The 17,249-nt window shown below is 70.5% G+C and carries 18 protein-coding genes; 11 read left to right on the plus strand and 7 right to left on the minus strand.

The window, feature by feature from the left end; genetic code table 11:
* Positions 1–233 precede the first annotated feature (233 nt).
* The gene (locus LWP59_RS36160) at positions 234–1,343 is read right to left on the minus strand and encodes a coiled-coil domain-containing protein (RefSeq protein WP_229858544.1); all 1,110 of its coding nucleotides are present in this window, start codon (positions 1,341–1,343) and stop codon (positions 234–236) included.
* A 173-nt stretch (positions 1,344–1,516) separates the two neighbouring features.
* On the opposite strand from LWP59_RS36160, the gene LWP59_RS36165 reads away from it, so the two are divergent.
* The 3 genes from LWP59_RS36165 to LWP59_RS36175 all read left to right on the plus strand — a co-directional run bounded on the left by LWP59_RS36165 (position 1,517) and on the right by LWP59_RS36175 (position 5,372).
* Positions 1,517–2,743 (plus strand): DUF445 domain-containing protein, encoded by a 1,227-nt coding sequence (locus LWP59_RS36165; protein ID WP_373300065.1) that lies wholly within the window; start codon positions 1,517–1,519, stop codon positions 2,741–2,743.
* A 129-nt stretch (positions 2,744–2,872) separates the two neighbouring features.
* Positions 2,873–4,039: a DUF445 domain-containing protein gene (locus LWP59_RS36170; protein ID WP_144639362.1), complete on the plus strand. Its 1,167-nt coding sequence runs from the start codon at positions 2,873–2,875 to the stop codon at positions 4,037–4,039.
* A 22-nt stretch (positions 4,040–4,061) separates the two neighbouring features.
* On the plus strand, positions 4,062–5,372 hold the full coding sequence (locus tag LWP59_RS36175; protein ID WP_144639241.1) for an alginate O-acetyltransferase AlgX-related protein: 1,311 nt from the start codon (positions 4,062–4,064) through the stop codon (positions 5,370–5,372).
* Here LWP59_RS36175 and LWP59_RS36180 read toward each other — a convergent pair.
* From LWP59_RS36180 to LWP59_RS36190, 3 genes are read right to left on the minus strand one after another with little or no spacing between them, the layout of a single operon-like run.
* Positions 5,326–6,210 (minus strand): metal ABC transporter permease, encoded by an 885-nt coding sequence (locus tag LWP59_RS36180; protein ID WP_144639239.1) that lies wholly within the window; start codon positions 6,208–6,210, stop codon positions 5,326–5,328. The genes LWP59_RS36175 and LWP59_RS36180 overlap by 47 nt on opposite strands.
* Positions 6,211–7,011, minus strand: a complete 801-nt coding sequence (locus LWP59_RS36185) for a metal ABC transporter ATP-binding protein (RefSeq protein ID WP_144639237.1) — start codon at positions 7,009–7,011, stop codon at positions 6,211–6,213.
* Entirely contained in the window at positions 7,008–7,910 is a 903-nt protein-coding gene (locus LWP59_RS36190; RefSeq protein WP_144639360.1) for a metal ABC transporter solute-binding protein, Zn/Mn family, read from the minus strand. Before LWP59_RS36190 ends, LWP59_RS36185 begins: the two co-directional genes overlap by 4 nt.
* Positions 7,911–8,108: 198 nt before the next feature.
* Between LWP59_RS36190 and LWP59_RS36195 the strand changes: the two genes are divergently transcribed.
* The 3 genes from LWP59_RS36195 to LWP59_RS36205 all read left to right on the plus strand — a co-directional run bounded on the left by LWP59_RS36195 (position 8,109) and on the right by LWP59_RS36205 (position 10,729).
* The gene (locus LWP59_RS36195; RefSeq protein WP_144639235.1) at positions 8,109–9,209 is read left to right on the plus strand and encodes a LacI family DNA-binding transcriptional regulator; all 1,101 of its coding nucleotides are present in this window, start codon (positions 8,109–8,111) and stop codon (positions 9,207–9,209) included.
* Positions 9,210–9,287: 78 nt separating this feature from the next.
* Positions 9,288–9,779 (plus strand): beta-class carbonic anhydrase, encoded by a 492-nt coding sequence (locus LWP59_RS36200; RefSeq protein ID WP_144639233.1) that lies wholly within the window; start codon positions 9,288–9,290, stop codon positions 9,777–9,779.
* A 68-nt stretch (positions 9,780–9,847) separates the two neighbouring features.
* The gene (locus tag LWP59_RS36205; protein ID WP_144639231.1) at positions 9,848–10,729 is read left to right on the plus strand and encodes an HhH-GPD family protein; all 882 of its coding nucleotides are present in this window, start codon (positions 9,848–9,850) and stop codon (positions 10,727–10,729) included.
* On the opposite strand, the gene LWP59_RS36210 is transcribed toward LWP59_RS36205, so the two are convergent.
* Positions 10,709–11,458, minus strand: a complete 750-nt coding sequence (locus tag LWP59_RS36210; RefSeq protein ID WP_144639229.1) for an alpha/beta fold hydrolase — start codon at positions 11,456–11,458, stop codon at positions 10,709–10,711. The two genes, LWP59_RS36205 and LWP59_RS36210, sit on opposite strands and share 21 nt — an antisense overlap.
* A 27-nt stretch (positions 11,459–11,485) precedes the next feature.
* Between LWP59_RS36210 and LWP59_RS36215 the strand changes: the two genes are divergently transcribed.
* Positions 11,486–11,791, plus strand: a complete 306-nt coding sequence (locus tag LWP59_RS36215; protein WP_144639227.1) for an antibiotic biosynthesis monooxygenase family protein — start codon at positions 11,486–11,488, stop codon at positions 11,789–11,791.
* Positions 11,781–12,608 carry an SIR2 family NAD-dependent protein deacylase gene (locus LWP59_RS36220; protein ID WP_229858546.1) on the plus strand — a complete coding sequence of 276 codons (828 nt, stop codon included), beginning with the start codon at positions 11,781–11,783 and terminating at the stop codon, positions 12,606–12,608. Before LWP59_RS36215 ends, LWP59_RS36220 begins: the two co-directional genes overlap by 11 nt.
* Here the strand turns inward: LWP59_RS36220 and LWP59_RS36225 are convergent.
* Entirely contained in the window at positions 12,595–13,509 is a 915-nt protein-coding gene (locus LWP59_RS36225; RefSeq protein ID WP_144639224.1) for an endonuclease/exonuclease/phosphatase family protein, read from the minus strand. The two genes, LWP59_RS36220 and LWP59_RS36225, sit on opposite strands and share 14 nt — an antisense overlap.
* Positions 13,510–13,593: 84 nt before the next feature.
* Between LWP59_RS36225 and LWP59_RS36230 the strand changes: the two genes are divergently transcribed.
* On the plus strand, positions 13,594–13,812 hold the full coding sequence (locus LWP59_RS36230; protein WP_144639221.1) for a M20 family metallo-hydrolase: 219 nt from the start codon (positions 13,594–13,596) through the stop codon (positions 13,810–13,812).
* Between the two features lie 221 nt (positions 13,813–14,033).
* On the plus strand, positions 14,034–14,984 hold the full coding sequence (locus LWP59_RS36235; protein ID WP_144639219.1) for an ATP-binding cassette domain-containing protein: 951 nt from the start codon (positions 14,034–14,036) through the stop codon (positions 14,982–14,984).
* An 8-nt stretch (positions 14,985–14,992) separates the two neighbouring features.
* On the opposite strand, the gene LWP59_RS36240 is transcribed toward LWP59_RS36235, so the two are convergent.
* Positions 14,993–16,240: an IS110 family RNA-guided transposase gene (locus LWP59_RS36240; protein ID WP_407653134.1), complete on the minus strand. Its 1,248-nt coding sequence runs from the start codon at positions 16,238–16,240 to the stop codon at positions 14,993–14,995.
* 176 nt (positions 16,241–16,416) lie between these two features.
* On the opposite strand from LWP59_RS36240, the gene LWP59_RS36245 reads away from it, so the two are divergent.
* Positions 16,417–17,217 carry an ABC transporter permease gene (locus LWP59_RS36245; protein ID WP_144645502.1) on the plus strand — a complete coding sequence of 267 codons (801 nt, stop codon included), beginning with the start codon at positions 16,417–16,419 and terminating at the stop codon, positions 17,215–17,217.
* Positions 17,218–17,249 lie beyond the last annotated feature (32 nt).

Consider the following 17,249-nt stretch of genomic DNA (forward strand, 5'->3'; position numbering starts at 1 on the left):
ACGTGCAGCTTGCCCGATGGGGCAAGCACCCGATCGGGTGCCGCGCATTCACAACCGGCAATGATGGCGAACTCTACGGGATCACGGAACAGCCACGATGTTACGGGTTAGTTTCGTTCAGCAAAATCAGACACTTCGAAAATATCCGGCAAAACGCTGGTGGAAGCTGGTTCCTGGACAATAAAAGCCGCCTCCTCGTCGAGGACGAAAAGGCGGCTGTGGGGTGGATGGGGTCAGGCGGGAACCTTGGCCGATTCCTTCGCGGATTCCTCGGCGGATTCCTTCGGAGTTTCCTCGACGGGAACGAGTTGCTTGAGTGCCTCCTGCAGCGCGGAATGCGTCGCGGTGAGCCGCTCGGTGACCTCCTGCTTGAATTCGAAGGCCTGGGTGCGGTTCTGCTCGGCTTCGGCGCGCTGCTGCTCGGCGTCGGCCACCAGCAGCGCGGCCCGCTCCTCGGCCTCCTGCGTCTGCCGGGACAGCCGGTTCTCCGTCTCCGACACCTTGGCCGCCAGCGACTCCTCGGTGCTGCGGACCTTGGCCGAGAGGTTGGCCTCGGTGCTCCGGACCTTGTCCGACAGGTTGGCCTCGGTGCTGCGGACCTTGTCCGCCAGGTCCGCCTCGGTGGTCGAGACCTTCTCCGCGAGCGCCTCTTCGGTCGTCGAGACCTTGGTGGCGAGCGCCTCCTCGGCGTCGGCGATCTTGACCGCCAGCTCCTGCTCGGCCTTCTGCTCGGCCGCGGCACGCCGCTGGTCGGACTCGGCGTCGAGGCGGGCCCGCCCGGCCTCGGCGTCGGCGTTCAGCCGCTCGATCTCGCCGCGGGCGTTGTCCATCAGCTCGTCGTGCTCCGCCTTGAGGCGGGCGGTCAGCGTCTGGTACTCGGCCTCGAGCTCGTTGCGACGCTCGGCGATCTCGGCTTCGCGCTCGGCGACCCACTTGTCGGTGGCCTTGCGGGTGTCGAGGTCGTACTTCTCGGCCTCGGCGCGGATCTGGTCGGCCTGGCCGTCGGCCTGCTGACGCAGCTCGGCGATCTCCTCCTCGGCCAGCTGCATCATCGAGCGCACGCGCTCGGTCATGGTGGCCGCGCTGGAGGGGTCGCTGGCCATCCGCGAGAGCGCGGTCTTGGTCTCGGTCAGCTCCTTCTGCGCGTAGCTGAGCGCCTTCGTCAGCTCACCGACGGAGGCCATCGCCTCGTCACGGGCCTGGGAGAGCTCCTTCATCTCCGCCGCGAGCTGGTTGAGGCGCTCGTCGACCGGGACCCGGTCGTAGCCGCGGAAGACCAGCGGGAAGTGCGGATTCCCGACGGAGGGTTCGGTGGATTGGATTGGGGACTGGGCTGGGGGCATGCGGCGACCTTAGTGGGTCCGGACGCCGGATTCCATACCTCCATCAGAACGCTTTGCTCTCGGTGAATGGTGGGTTAACGGGCCGCCGACCTGCGTAGTACGACTGTCCAAGTTGGTCACTGCCGGCTGGGCTACGGTTCCCCGGGGAGTCGCGGAGGTGGAGCCGGGTGGATCTGCGGCAGGTCGTCGCCGACCTGGGTGCGCATTGGCCGATCTATGTGAGCATGCCGTTCGTCGCGGCGTTGATCGGCTACGTGACGAAACGGGTGGCCATCGAGATGATGTTCCGGCCGATCGAGTTCGTCGGGATCCGGCCGTTCCTCGGCTGGCAGGGCGTGCTGCCCGCCAACGCCCGGCGGATGGCGACGACGGCCACCCAGATGCTCACCCGGAACCTCGTCGACCCGAAGGAGATCTTCGCGCGGCTGGACCCGGAGCAGGTCGCCACCGAGATCGAGGAGCCGCTGCTCGAGATCGTCGAGGACGTCACCCGCGAGGTCATGGAGCAGTACCAGCCGCGGCTGTGGGACGCGCTGCCCGACGGCGCCAAGCAGCTGCTGCTCAACCGGGTGCGCGCGGAGTCGCCGAAGGTCATCGCCAAGATCATGCGGGAAGTCGCGCACGACATCGACGACGTGCTCGACCTCGAGCACATGGTGGTGACCAACCTCGTCCGCGACAAGGCGCTGCTCAACCGGCTGATCCGGGAGATCTCGCGGCCGGAGATGCGCTTCATCGCGCGGTCGGGGCTGGTGTTCGGCTTCGCGCTCGGCATCGTGCAGCTGCTGGTGTGGGCGCTGACCAGGTCGCCCATCGTGCTGCCGCTGTTCGGGCTCGGCATCGGCTGGCTCACCGACTGGCTGGCGCTGAAGATGATCTTCCTGCCGCGCGAGCCCCGCGAGTTCCTCGGCCTCTACACCTGGCAGGGCGTGTTCCAGAAGCGCAAGGACCAGGTCGCCGCCGACTACGGTGACATGATCGCGCGCGAGATCATCACCATCCCGAACCTGCTCGAGGAGATCCTGCGCGGACCGCGGTCGGACCGGCTGTTCCACCTGGTCACCCGCGAGGTCCAGCGCACGATCGACGCGCAGGCGAGCATCGTCAAACCGCTGGTGGCGTTCGCGGTCGGCAGCCGCCGGTTCCAGGAGATGAAGCAGTCGGCGGCGGCGAAGGCGGCCGACCGGGTGCCCGACACGATCCGTTACGCCGAGGACTACGCCGTCAACGCGCTCGACGTGCGCAACACGATCTCCGAGCGGATGCGGCGACTGTCCCCTGTGGAGTTCGAGGGGCTGCTGCGCCCGGCGTTCCGGCAGGACGAGTGGAAGCTCATCGCGGTCGGCGCGGTGATCGGCGGCCTGGTGGGTGAGCTGCAGGTTCTGCTGCTGCTCCACTAGGGGGTGCCGCTTCTCCGCCACCGCCCTCGGCGGACACGCCCCGCACGGCTCGCCTAATCTTTGCCCCACACAGGGGAGGAGGTCAGGGTGGCGCAGGACCTCGCCGCGCACTGGCCCGTCTACGTCACGATGCCGTTCATCGCGGCGCTCATCGGCTACCTGACCAAGCGCGTCGCGATCGAGATGATGTTCCGCCCGCTGGAGTTCGCCGGCCTCCCGCCGCTGCTGGGCTGGCAGGGCATCGTGCCCAAGCACGGCGGCCGGATGGCGGCGATCGCGACCGACCTGCTCACCTCGAACCTGCTCGACCTGAAGGAGGTCTTCGCCCGGATCGACGCGGACCGGATGACCACCGCGATCGAGCAGCCGCTGCTGCGGGCGATCGACGACATCACCCGCGACGTGCTCGCCGAGTACCACCCCCGGCTGTGGGAGGCGCTTCCCGCGATGGCCCAGGAGCTCGTGGTCAAGCAGGTGCAGGCGGCCGCGCCGCGGCTGGTGCGGGAGCTGATGGCCGACATCAGGGAGAACCTCGACGAGGTGCTCGACGTCAAGCACATGACCGTCCAGCACCTCACCCGCGACAAGGCGCTGCTGGTCCGGCTGATCCGGGACACGACCCGGCCGGAGATGGCGTTCATCGCGCGCTGCGGCATCTACTTCGGGTTCGGGCTCGGCCTCGTGCAGGCGGTGGTGTGGGCGCTGACGCACAACCCGTGGGTGCTGCCGGTCTTCGGCGGGTGCATCGGGCTGTTCACCGACTGGCTCGCGATCAAGCTGATCTTCCTGCCGCGGGAGCCCGTGCGGGTGCTGCCCTGGCTGACGCTGCAGGGCAAGTTCCAGCGGCGCCGCCGCGAGGTCGCCCGGCAGTACGGCGAGCTGATCGCCCGCGAGGTGCTCACGACCCGGAACCTGCTCGACACGATTCTGCGCGGGCCGCGGGCCGACCAGATGGTCGCCATGGTGCGCCGGACGGTGTCGAACGCGGTCGACGAGCAGTCCGGGCGGCTGGTGTCGGTGACGATCGGCGCCCCGCGGCTGCGGGAGATGAAGGAGGCCGCGGCCCGGCGTGCGCTGGCGCTGCTGCCGGACACCGTCCGGCACGCCGAGGGCTACCTCACCGAGGCGATGAACGTGGCGAACATGGTCGAGCAGCGGATGCTCGCGCTGACCCCGGTGCAGTACGAGGGCCTGCTGCGCCCGGCGTTCCGGCAGGAGGAGTGGAAGCTGATCTCCGTGGGCGGGGTGATCGGGTTCGTCGTCGGCGAGTTGCAGGTTCTGCTGATGCTGCACTGAACCTGCGGATACCGTGGGGCCCGTGGCGCACGAACCGCAGCACCTGCCCGCCGTGCACGAGGCGTGGCTACCCCGGGAGCATCCGCTGCACCGGCCCCGGCACGGGGGCAAGCAGCTGACCGCGCTGATCGGTGCGCTGGTGTTCTTCGTGACGCCGACCCTGCTGTGGGTCTTCGGGGTGCGCCCCAGCGAGATCGAGAACCACGCGCTCGCCGGGTTCCCCAGCGTCTCCGACGGCTGGGCGTTCTTCACCGGCCTGCCGACCTGGGCGACCGACCAGCTGTCGTTCCGCACCGGCGCGATCGACGCCGCGGACGGGATCAGCCGCGGTGTCTTCGGCGAACCGCTGCCGCACGACCAGGGCGGCACCTCGAACTCCGGGCCGCTGCCCGGCAGCCCGCCACCGGCGAACGGCGAGGTGCCCGGCCCCGGCGTCAGCTCCGGGCCGACCGACCAGGCCGGCTACCGGCAGGTGATCGAGGGCACGAACGGCTGGCTGTACTACGGCATCGACGCCGAGTCCAAGTGCACGCCGACCCGGCCGCTGGCCGACACCATCGCCCGGATCCAGCAGGTGCGGAACCTGGTGCTCAGCTCTGGCCGCCAATTCGTGTGGGTGGTGCCGCCGGACAAGTCGACCATGGTGCCGCAGTTCCTGCCCTCGAGCTACCCGGGCAAGGACTGCCAGCAGGCGGCCGAGGCGCCGACCTGGGCGCGGCTCGACGCCGCGGGTGCGCTCGACCTGCGCCCCGAACTGCGGGTGATCGCGAAACAGCTCAACCGCCCGGTGTACACGCCCACCGACACCCACTGGACCGACGAGGGCGGCCTCTCGCTGACCCGGAACGTCGCCGAGGCGGTGCAGCCCGGGGTCACCAGGACCTGGCAGAGCCCGGCCATCGGCACCTACACCGGCAGCGCGGACCTGCCCAAGCTGCTCGGGAAGTCGGGCACCAAGACCAGCGTCCTCTACAACCTGCTGCCGGACGGGCTGACCAACCGCGCCGGGCCGATCGTCACCGAGATCGAGACGCCCGCGGTCCACACTGCCGCGCCGATCACCGGCACCGTGGACAAGAAGACGCTGGTCTACGGCGACTCGTTCAGCATCGCGTCCTCGCGGTACCTCACCGGCGCCTTCAGCGACGTCACGCTGCTGGCCTACTCGACCACGAAGACCACCCCGGCGCAGGCCGTCGACCAGTTCGTGAACAGTCAGGTCGTGGTGCTGGAGACTGTGGAGCGCAGCGTGTCCGCCGGCGCGCTGCCGTTCTTCGACAACGGGTTCATCGACCAACTGCGGACGGCACTGGCGCAACATCCGCTGCGCTGACCGTGCCCGCGCGGGCGCGGCGGTGCGCGATCACCCGGCACACCAGGTAGATCAGGAACGAGATCGCCGTGACGAAGGCGCTCACCGGGACGCCCGGCGCGAGCGACAGGATGATCCCGCCCAGCGCGGCGACCTCCGCGAAGATCACGGCCAGCAGGGTGGCCCGCCACGGGCTCGCCGTGACGCGGATGGCCGCGGCCGCGGGGGTGACCATCAGCGACACGACCAGCAGCGAGCCGACGATCTGCACGCCGAGCGCGGTGGCGACGCCGACCAGCACCGCGAACACCACCGACAGCAGCCGCCCCGGGACGCCGCGCGCGGCGGCGACGTGCGGGTCGACGCTCGCGAACAGCAGCGGCCGGTAGATCGCCGCGAGCACCAGCAGCACCACGACCGCGGCGATCACCAGCACGATGATGTTCGTCGACTCGATGGACACGATCTGCCCGACCAGGATGCCGAACTTGTTCGAGGTCCGTCCCGGGTAGAACGACAGCAGCAGCACGCCGAGGCCCAGCCCGAACGACAGGATCACGCCGATCACGGAGTCGCGGTCGGACTCGCGGCCGCCGAGCAGCCCCAGCAACAGCGCGGCGAGCACCGAACCGGCCAGGGCGCCGTACTCGATGCCGATGCCGAGCAGCAGCGCACCGGCCGCACCGGTGAACGCCAGCTCCGCCGTGCCGTGCACCGCGAACGACATCCTCCGGGTCACGATCAGCGGGCCGAGCGCACCGGCGACCAGTCCCAGCACCGCCGCGGCCAGCAGCGCCGTCTGTACGAAGGGCTGCGCGAGCAGCTGCCCGGTCAGCCCGAAGTCGAACAGTTTGTCCACTCAGGACACCCGCTCTTCCTCGTCGAAGTGGTGCGCCTCGTCCTCGCACAGCGCGCTCTGCGCGCCGGCCACGTGGATCTGCCCGCCGACCCGGATGACCTCGACCTTCGTCCGGTACAGCTCCGAGAGCGTCTTCGAGTTCATCACCTCTTCGGGTGCGCCGATCCGGAACCTGCCATCCACCAGGTACAGCACCCTGTCCACATAGGACAGGATGGGGTTGAGCTCGTGGGTCACGAACAGCACGGCGGTGCCCGCCGCGCGGCGGCGCTCGTCGATCAGGGCGCTCACCGCGCGCTGGTGGCCGAGGTCCAGCGACAGCAGCGGCTCGTCGCACAGCAGCACGTCCGGGTCGCCGATCAGCGCCTGTGCGACCCGCAGCCGCTGCTGCTCACCGCCGGACAGCCGCCCGACCGGCGACTTCGCGTACGCCTGCGCACCGACGGACTCGATGGCCGCCGCGACCCGGCGGCGGCGCTCGGCCAGCCCGCGCAGGCCCAGTCCCCAGCGGTGACCGTCGAGCCCGAGCCCGACGAGGTCCACGCCCCGCAGGGTCAGCGCCTCCTGCATCGCGCGCTGCTGCGGCACGTAGCCGACCGGCCGGTCGCTCGCCATCCGCCACGATCCCGCCGACAGCGGCTGCAGTCCCAGCAGCACCTTCAGCAAACTGGTCTTGCCCGACCCGTTCGGACCGAGGATCGCGAGGAACTCGCCGCGCTCGACCCGCAGGTCGAGCCCGGACCACAGCGTGCGCCCGCCGAAGGCAAGGCTCGCGCCGGAGATCTCGACTGCCGGGCTCAAGACTTCAGTGCTCCTGCCAGGGCGTTCACTTCACTGGTCATCCAAGAAATGTAGTCCGTGGCCCCGGCCGGGAGCGTCTCGGTCACGTCCACGACGGGCAGCCCGGCCTTCTTCGCGTTGTCGACCACCTGCTGCGTCACCGGGGTGACGGTCTGCGCGTTGTTCACGACGGCCTGCACCTGCCGGCCGGAGATCATGCCGTTCACCTCGGCCAGCGCGGCCGCGGGCACGTCGCTCTCCTCCTCGACCGCCTCGGAGAACTCGTGCGGGGTGGCGTCGGTGACCTTCGCGGTCTCCAGCAGGTAGTGCGCGACGGGCTCGGTGGCGATGACCTTGCTGCCCGGGTGCGCGGCGCCGGCCTGCTCGGTCTTCGTCTGCAGGTCCGTGACCTTGGTCTTGAAGGCGGCGGCGTTCGCGGTGAAGGTCTGCGCGTCCGCGGGACGCAGCTGCCCCAGCGTGGCCGCGACCTGGTCGGCGACCTTGTTCACGGTGGCGAAGCTGTACCAGACGTGCTCGTTCTCGTCACCGGTCGCGCCGATATCGTAGGCCACGAGCTTCTTCGCGTTGGACGCCTGGTCGGCGAGCTTGGTGAAGAAGTCGTCATAGCCGCCGCCGTTGGCCAGGGTCAGCTGCGCCCGCTCCGCGGCGAGCGCGTCCTGCGGGGTGGTCTCGTAGGAGTGCGGGTCCGCGGCGGGGTCGTGGATGATCGAGGTGACCTGCACCTGATCGCCCCCCACGGCGGCCAGCACGCTGCCCCAGACGTCGGTCGAGGCGACCACGTCGAGCTTCCCGCCGGTGTCGCCCGCGGTGTTACCACCGCCACATCCAGCGAGCGCGAAAGCCAGCGCGGCGGCGGCGGAAACCAGGCCGATCAGGCGCGGCGAACGGCTGTGACGCATCACGAATACTCCCGAAAGTGGCAGGTGAAGGCACCGTCAGTAGTTATTGGAAACGGTTTTCGAGTTCACCTTACGCTATCGAGTGATGATCTTGCTATGCCGGGTTAAGCGCAGCTGAACGCGACGTGGCGCGGACGCGGCCCCGGGGCGCCCGCACTTCGACTTCAGGAATCCGATCTGAACCGTTACGGTTCCCTCATGGGGCGTCCTATGCGCATGAGGCGACAGGCGACGTTGGCGTCGCTCGCCGCGGAACTCGGCGTGTCCAGGACCACGGTGTCCAATGCGTACAACCGGCCCGACCAGCTGTCCCCCGAACTACGCCGCCGGGTGCTCGAAACCGCGCGCCGCCTCGGCTACCCGGGCCCCGACCCGGTCGCCCGCTCGCTGCGCACGCGCAGGGCCGGCGCCGTCGGGCTGCTGCTCACGGAGAACCTGTCCTACGCCTTCCGCGACCCCGCCGCCATCGGCGTGCTCGAAGGGCTCGCGCTCGCCTGCGAGGACGCGGGGGTCGGGCTGCACCTGGTGCCGGCCAGCCCGGGCCGGGACGACGTGGCCGCCGTGCACCGCGCCGGCGTCGACGGGTTCGTCGTGTACTCCGTGCCGGACGACGACCCGCACCTGGCCGCGGTCCTCGCGCGGCCGGTGCCGACCGTGATCATCGACCAACCGCAGATCGAGGGCATCGACCGCGTCGGCCCGGACGACGCCACCGCGATCAGCGCGCTGGCCGAGCACCTCATCGGCCTCGGGCACCGGCAGATCGGCGTGCTGTGCATGCGCCTCGGCCGGGACCGCAGCGACGACTTCGTCTCGCTGGAACGCCAGCGCACCGCGCACTTCCACGTGCAGCGCACCCGGCTCGAGGCGCTGTCGACCGCGTTCACGAAGGCGGGGGTGGACTGGGCGAGCGTGCCGGTGGTCGAGCGCTTCGACCACACGGTGGACGAGGGCGCCTCCGCCGCACGCCAGCTGCTGGGCGCTTATCCGCAGGTCACCGCGTTGATCTGCACCTCGGACATCCTCGCGCTCGGCGCGCTCGCCGAAGCCGACCGCCGGGGCCTGCGGGTGCCGGCGGACCTCACGGTCACCGGCTTCGACGGGATCGCCGAGGCCGAGCGCCTCGGGCTCACCACCGTGCACCAGCCGGTGCTGGAGAAGGGCCGCGCCGCGGGGAAGCTGCTGCTCGCCTCGGCCGACCACGTCAACCCGCGGGTCATCACGCTCGAGACCGATCTGCGCATCGGCACCACGTCCGCGCCGCCCCGGACGATGGAGGAGCACTGGTTCGGGCCGTGACGTTGGCCGCGTGAGATTGCCCCGTCCGGTTCGAACGGGTCAAATGGAACGACCGACACGGACGCCGGGAGGGGCCAGATGACCGCCATCGACGAGCTGCTGAACCGCCACCGCGAGCTGGAGGACCGCTTACGGGGTGACCGCTCCTCGGCCGAACCCTCCATGCACGTGGCGGTGCTGACCTGTATGGACGCCCGGATCCGGGTGTTCGAGCTGTTCGGCCTCATCCAGGGCGAGGCGCACATCCTGCGCAACGCGGGCGGCGTGGTCACCGACGACGTGATCCGCTCGCTCGCACTGTCCCAGCGCAAGCTCGGCACCAGGGAGGTGCTGGTCGTCCAGCACACCAGCTGCGGGTTGTCGACGGTGACCGAGGACGAGTTCAAGGACGAGCTGGAGCAGGACACCGGCTTGCGGCCGACCTGGGCCATCGAGGCGTTCCGCGAGGTGAAGGACAGCGTGCGGACCTCGGTGCAGCGGGTGAAGCGCAGCGCTTTCCTGCCGCACACCGACAACGTGCGCGGCTTCGTCTACGACGTGCACACCGGGGACCTCACCGAGGTCGCTTGAGCAGGCCGGCCTCTTCCCCACCACCGCCCTCGACGGACGCGCGGCGCGCGACTGTTTACCCTCCGAGGGTGCCCATCGACGCCGAGACCCTGATCGACTGGTTCGACCGCACGGGCCGCGACCTGCCCTGGCGCAGGCCGGAGTGCACCGGGTGGGGTGTGCTGGTCAGCGAGATCATGCTGCAGCAGACGCCGGTCGCGCGGGTGCAGCCGATCTGGGAGGAGTGGCTGGCGCGCTGGCCGGTGCCCTCCGCGCTGGCCGCCGCGAGCCAGGGCGAGGTGCTGCGGGCGTGGGGCAAGCTCGGCTACCCGCGCCGGGCGTTGCGGTTGCACGCCGCGGCGTCGGCCATCGCGGCCGAGCACGGTGACATCGTGCCGTCCGATGTGGACACCCTGCTCGCGCTGCCGGGGATCGGGGCGTACACCGCGCGGGCGGTCGCGACCTTCGCGTACGGCAAGCGGACGCCGGTGGTGGACACCAACGTGCGCCGGGTGGTCGCCCGTGCCGTGCACGGTGCGGGCGACGCGGGCCCGGCCTCGAACACGCGCGACATGGCGGACGTCGAGGTCATGCTGCCCGCCGCGGAAGCCCGCGCGGCCCGGTTCTCCGCGGCGCTGATGGAGCTCGGCGCGCTGGTGTGCACCGCGCGCTCGCCGAAGTGCGCGGACTGCCCGCTCTACGAAGCCTGCGCATGGCAACGCGCGGGGCGCCCGGCGTACGCGGGGCCGGCCAAGCCGGTGCAGCGCTTCGCGGGCACGGACCGGCAGATCCGCGGCAAGCTGCTCGACGTCCTGCGGGGCACGCCGGAGCCGGTGTGGAAGGACCGCCTGGACGTCGTGTGGCCCGAGGACGCCGGCCGCCGGGACCGCTGCCTGGCGTCGCTGCTGACCGACGGCCTGGTCGAGCAGATCCCCGACGGCCGCTTCGCCCTACCGGGCGAGCACCGCTGACAGGAACGCCTCCACCGCACCCCGGTACTGCTCGGGCGCGTCGTCGTGCACGACGTGGCCGGCGCCCTCGATCACCACGTGGTGCCCCTGCGCGACGCGCGACGCCAGCTCCGCCTGCTGACCGGCCGGCATCGCCGTGTCGGCGGCCTCGATCACCAGCAGCGGGCACTTCACCCCGTCGGCGAACGACCAGTACTCCCGCCGCCCCCACTCGGCCGCGATCTCGTACAGGTCCTCGAGATCGGCCGTCAGGTGGTAGCCGTCCGCCCGCTCGGTCACGCACTCCGTGAAGTAGTTCCCGGTGCTGCCGAAGAACTCCCGCACGTGTGCGAGCGACTGGAACGGCACGGGCCAGGAGTCGAAGTAGCCGCGCCACGTGTCCACGGTGCGCCCCCGCTGGTCGGGCGCCATGTCCTCGACCACCACGGCACGCACGAGGCCGGGATGCGTCGCGGCGGTCGCCCACGCGTGCAGACCGCCCATCGAGTGCCCGATCAGCACCGCGGGCTGGTCGAACGTGCGCAGCAGCCCGGCGACGTCCTCGACGAACTGCTCCGTCGTCCACGGCCCGGCCCGCGGCCCGCGCCCGTGCCCGCGCGCGTCCAGCCCGACGACGTGGCCGTAGCGCGTCAGCCACTGCGCCACCGACCACCACGTCCGCGCGCGCCCCATCAGCCCGTGCAGCAGTACGATCGGCTGCCCCTGCCCACCGAAGTCCACGACGCTCATCCCCGCAGTCTAGGTAGGGTGATACCCATGGCAGTCGTGAAGATCAACGCTATCGAGGTGCCCGAGGGCGCCGGCCCGGAGCTGGAGAAGCGCTTCGCCAACCGGATGCACGCGGTGGACTCGCAGCCCGGCTTCCTCGGCTTCGAGCTGCTGCGCCCGGTCTCCGGTGAGAACCGCTACTTCGTCTACACGAAGTGGGAGTCGGAGGAGGCGTTCAAGGCGTGGGCAGAGGGCCCGTCGCGCGAGGCGCACTCCGGCGAGCGTGCCAAGCCGGTGGCCAGCGGTGCGAGCCTCCTGGAGTTCGAGGTCGTCCAGCTGGACAGTGCCGAGTAGCGAGGACCTGGACCGGGCGGCCGAGCTGATCGCCAGCGCGGACGCCCTGCTGGTGTGCGCCGGCGCGGGGATGGGCGTCGACTCCGGGCTGCCCGACTTCCGCGGTGACGAGGGGTTCTGGCACGCCTACCCGCCCTACGAGCGGCTCGGCCTGCGGTTCGTCGAGCTGGCCGACCCACGGCACTTCACCGAAGACCCGGAACTGGCCTGGGGTTTCTACGGCCACCGGCTCCGGCTCTACCGGAAGACCGTGCCACACGAGGGTTTCGCACTGCTGCGCAAGTGGGGCGAGGCCAAGCCGGGCGGCACCGCGGTGTTCACGTCCAATGTGGACGGACAGTTCCAGAAGGCCGGGTGCGCGCTCGTCGCCGAGGCGCACGGCTCGATCCACCACCTGCAGTGCACGGTCCCCTGCGGCACCGACGTCTGGTCCGCCTCCGGGTACGAGCCGGACATCGACGAGGCCTCGATGCGCGCGCTCGAACCGCTGCCGGATTGCCTCGTCTGCGGCAGCCTCGCCCGGCCCAACATCCTGATGTTCGGCGACTTCGACTGGATCTCGCGGCGCAGCGACGAGCAGCTGCGCGCGGTCAACGAATGGCGTCGCGCCCACCCGAACCTCGTCGTCGTCGAGCTCGGCGCCGGCAAGGCGGTGCCCACCGTGCGGCGCTACGCCGAGCTCGCCAGCGCCTCGACCGGCGCGCTCGTGCGCATCAACCCCCGTGAGCCGGAGATCCGGCACGATCGCGGGGTCTCCCTGCCCTACGGCGCCCTGGAGACCCTCACCGCGCTGGACGAGCTGCTCACGGGAGCGTGAGCTCCGCGATGACGGCGTGGTGGTCGGAATCGGGCACGTCCAGCACGCGGTAGCTGTCGACGGCGACGCGCGGGTCCACGAGCACGTGGTCGATCGTCACCGGCGGCGGGAAGAACGACGACGGCCAGGTCGGCGTGAACCCCTCGCCCCGGCTCAGCGCCGCGTCGGTGTAGCCGCCGCCGAGCAGGTCGCGGAAGGTGGCGTGGTCGACCGTGGAGTTGAAGTCCCCGGCGAGGATCCGCACCGGGCCCGAGCTGTCGGGCCGCGGCAGCCCGGCCATCTCCTTCTTCCACTCGCCCGCGTCGGTGGTGGGCGGGATCGGGTGCACGGCCACCACCTCGACGGACGTGCCGTCGACGTCGACCCGCGCACTCGGCTGCTCCATCAGCGACGGCCCGGCCAGTGACAGCTCGGTCAGCGGGTAGCGCGACGCGATACCCGAGCCCGCGCCGCCGTACTGCGGTTTGAACACCCGGTACGGCAGTGCCTCGAACAGCCCGGCCCTGGCGAGCTCGGTCACCTCGCGTGGCGTCAGCTCCAGCAGGTTCAGCACGTCGACCTGGTTCTCGCGGACCAGCCGCACAACGCTCTGCACGTCCGCGCGGCCCAGGTACTGGTTCGACGACATCACCCGCAGCTTGCCCCCGTGCGCGGGCGGCTGGGCGGCGGCGAAGGCACGCGGCAGCAGCACCCCGACCAGCGCGAGCGCGACCACGAGCACGACCCCGCCGATCCACCAGTGCCGCAGCGCCAGCGACACCCCGCCGAGGAGCAGCCCGCCGACCGCGCAGTACGGCGTGAGCGCGAGCAGCGCGGCCGTCAGCCGGTTGCCGTCGACACCGATGAGCCGGAGCGTGGCCACCTCGAGGAAGGCCACGGCCAGCACGAGGAGCACGATCATCCGGAGGTTCCGGCCTGCGGACCGGACAGAGGGCTGGGCAGCTTCCGCAGTGTGCACACGATCCGTTCTACGCGAAACTGCGGTATGACGTTCATGGACGACTTCCACGCGCTGTCCGCGCTCGGCGCCACCCCGGCCGGTGGCGTCGAGCGACAGGCCGCGACCGAGGCACACCGTCAGGTCCGGGAGTGGCTGCGCGACCACGGCTTGAGCACGGTCGTCGACCGGATCGGCAACCTGTTCGGCCTGCGCGAGTGGCACCCGGGTGAAGGAAGCCCTTGCGGCAACGGGCTTTCTGGGTGAAACGGACGGACCGCGCCCGGCCTCGCCGCCGAGGTCCACATCGAGCAGGGCCGGATCCTGGACAAGGACGGCATCCGGATCGGGCTCCTGCTCACCCTCGCCGGTGACGGAGGTCGTCGCGCGGCTCTGCCAGGGCGCTGTCAGCGCCTGACAGCGCGCCGTGCGCCGCCTGCCAGCGGCGACGGGCATCTTGTCCTGGTGCGACTACCAAGGAGGATGAGATGTCGCTGGCGATCCGGGCTGAAGGCCTGATCAAACGTTTCGGGGAGACGGTCGCGCTGAACGGGGTGGATCTCCAGGTGCCGACCGGCAAGGTCGTGGGCGTGCTGGGGCCGAACGGTGCGGGCAAGACGACGGCGGTCCGGATCCTCGCGACGCTGCTGCAGCCGGACGGCGGGCATGCGAGCGTCGGGGGCTACGACGTGGTGCGCGACGCGGTCCGGGTGCGTTCGCTGATCGGGCTGACCGGGCAGTACGCGTCGGTGGACGAGGACCTCTCGGGCACGGAGAACCTGGTGCTCATCGCGCGGCTGCTGGGGCTGTCGCGACCCCAGTCGAAGACCAGGGCTGCCGAGCTGCTGGAGCAGTTCGAGCTGACCGAGGCCGCGGGCCGCGCGGCCAAGACGTACTCGGGCGGGATGCGGCGGCGGCTCGACCTCGCCGCGAGCCTCGTCGGCCGGCCGCAGGTGCTCTACCTGGACGAACCGACCACCGGGCTCGACCCGCACGCCCGCAACGAGGTGTGGCACGTGATCCGGCGGCTGGTCGCCGACGGCGCGACCGCGCTGCTGACGACCCAGTACCTCGACGAGGCCGACCAGCTCGCCGACTCGATCACGGTCGTCGACCACGGGAAGGTCGTTGCCGACGGCCGCGCCGACGAGCTCAAGCGGCGGGTCGGCGGGCAGACCATGCTCGTGCGGCCGACCTCGCTCGCGGACATGGACGTGGTCGCGCGCATTCTCGGCGAGCTCACCGGCGTCGTGCCGCTGCGCGACGACGACACCGGACTGCTGTCCGCGCCGGTGTCCGACCCCGTCCTGCTGTCCACAATGGTCCGCAAGCTCGACGAGGCCGGCATCACCGCCGACGAGCTGGCACTGCGGCTGCCGAGCCTGGACGAAGTGTTCCTCGCCCTGACGGGCAAGCCCACCGAGGAGGTGGCTTCCTAATGCTGATGTCAAGCGGTGGCGGTGACCGGTACGGGTTGGTAGTAGCGCCCGTCGCGCAGGAGTGCCCACAGCACGTTGACTCGTCGTCTGGCCAACGCGAGGACGGCTTGGGTGTGATGTTTGCCTTCGGCGCGTTTTCGGTCGTAGAAGCGACGCGATTCGGGGCTGAACTGGATGCTGATCAGCGCGGAGGTGTAGAAGACCCGTTGCAGGCCACGGTGATAGCGCTGGGGCCGGTGCAGGTTGCCGCGGACGCGGCCGGAGTCGCGGGGTGCGGGTGCCAGGCCGGCGAAGCCGGCCAGGTGGTCGGCGCTGGTGAAGGCGCTCAGGTCGCCGCCGGTGGCGGCCAGGAACTCCGCGCCGAGCAAGGTGCCGATGCCGGGCAGGCTGGTGATCAGCTCGGCGTGGCGGTGGCGGCGAAACCGGCCCTCGATGAGCTTGTCGGTGTCGCGGATCTGCTCGTTGAGGGCCATCACCTCCCCGGCCAGCGTGGCGATGAGCTGAGCGGTCAACGCTTCGGCGGGCAACGTGGTGTGCTGTCCTTGGGCGGCCTGGATTGCTTTGGTGGCCAGTTCGGCGGCGCCTCGGACCTTGCGGTGGCCCAACCAGCTCTCCAGCCGGGCCTGGCCGGTCCGGCGCAGCGCGGCGGGGGTCTGGTAGCCGGTGAGCAGGACCAGTGGTCCGGTGTTGGTGACATCCAGGACGCGTTCCAGGCCGGGGAAGATGCTGGTGAGCAGTTCCCGCAGGCGGCTGATAGTGCGGGTGCGGTCGTGGACGAGGTCGGTGCGGCGGCCGGTGAGCAGCTTCAGTTCGGTGGTGATCTCGTCACCAGGACGGATCGGGTGCAGGTCGCGGCGCATCCGGGCCTGGTCTGCGATGATCGCGGCGTCGCGGGCGTCGGTCTTGCCCTCACCCCGGTAGCCACTGGCTGCGCGGTTGACCGCGCGGCCGGGGATGTAGAGCAGCCACTGGTCATGGGCTGCCAGCAGCCCGATCAGCAAAGCGGCCCCGCCGTCGGCCAGGTCCACCGCCCAGGTCACCGCGTTGTCGGTGCCAAGCGCGATGACATCGGCGATCAGGCGCAGCAACTCGGTCTCGTCGTTGAGGACCCGACGCGACATCAACCGCTGTCCTTCAGTGTCGATCACCACGCAGTGGTGATGAGTTTTCCCGGCATCCACACCGGCCCAGACCTGGGGCACGGTCACCTCCGCACACTCGATGGATTTTCCTCCCGGAGACGACCTCGCCGGCATGGCCCTACACAGCGATCTACTCGCACATCCCAATCAGCGGCCGGGTCGTCGTGGGGTGCCAGGCGGCCAAGCCACCTGAACCATCGAGGGCAGCGTCATGAAAGCCATACCCGACACCCCTGGGTGAACCGACCCTACGAACGGACTACCTCACCCACCACAGAAGGTAGGGCGGCATGACCGCCGCGGTTCTCGCGCCGCCGCGCTACATCAGCCCGGCCAAGGCGGCGCAACACGGTCTCTCGCTCGCCTGGCGCGGCATCCTGAAGATCCGCAAGAACCCCGAGCAGCTGATCGACGTGACCATCCAGCCGATCCTGTTCCTCGTCATGTTCGTGTACCTGTTCGGTGGCGCGATCTCCGGCAGCACCGGCGCGTACCTGCAGACCCTGACACCGGGTCTGATGGTGCAGAACACGATCATGGCGAGCCTGTCCGCCGGGGTCGCGCTCAACACCGACGTCAGCAAGGGCGTCTTCGACCGGTTCCGCAGCATGCCGATCGCCCGGTCCGCACCGCTGGTGGGCGCGGTGCTCGCGGACATCGTGCGGTACCTGGTGGCGATCGTGGTGCTGCTGGCGATGGCGATGATCATGGGCTTCCGCGTCCACACCAACCCGCTGGCGGCCATCGGCGGCGCCGCGCTGATGGTGGTGGCGGGGCTGTGCTTCTGCTGGATCGCGGTGTTCGTCGGAATGCTCGTGCAGAACCCCGGCTCGGTGCAGGGCATCATGATCGCCTTCATCTTCCCGCTCACCTTCGGCAGCAACGTGTTCGTGCCGAGCGGCACGATGCCCGGCTGGCTGCACGCGTGGTCCGACATCAGCCCGGTGAGCCTGCTCGCCGACACGATGCGCGGCCTGCTGGTCGGCGGCGATGTCGGCGGGCCGTTGCTGGGCGCACTGGCCTGGATGGCCGGCGTGGTCGTGGTGTTCTTCCCGCTCGCGATGCGCGCCTACCGGCGCCGCGTGGGCTGACCAGGGGGTACGAACAGCCGGCCTTCTCCGCG

Source organism: Amycolatopsis acidiphila, assembly GCF_021391495.1.
Taxonomy (GTDB): Bacteria; Actinomycetota; Actinomycetes; order Mycobacteriales; family Pseudonocardiaceae; genus Amycolatopsis_E; species Amycolatopsis_E acidiphila.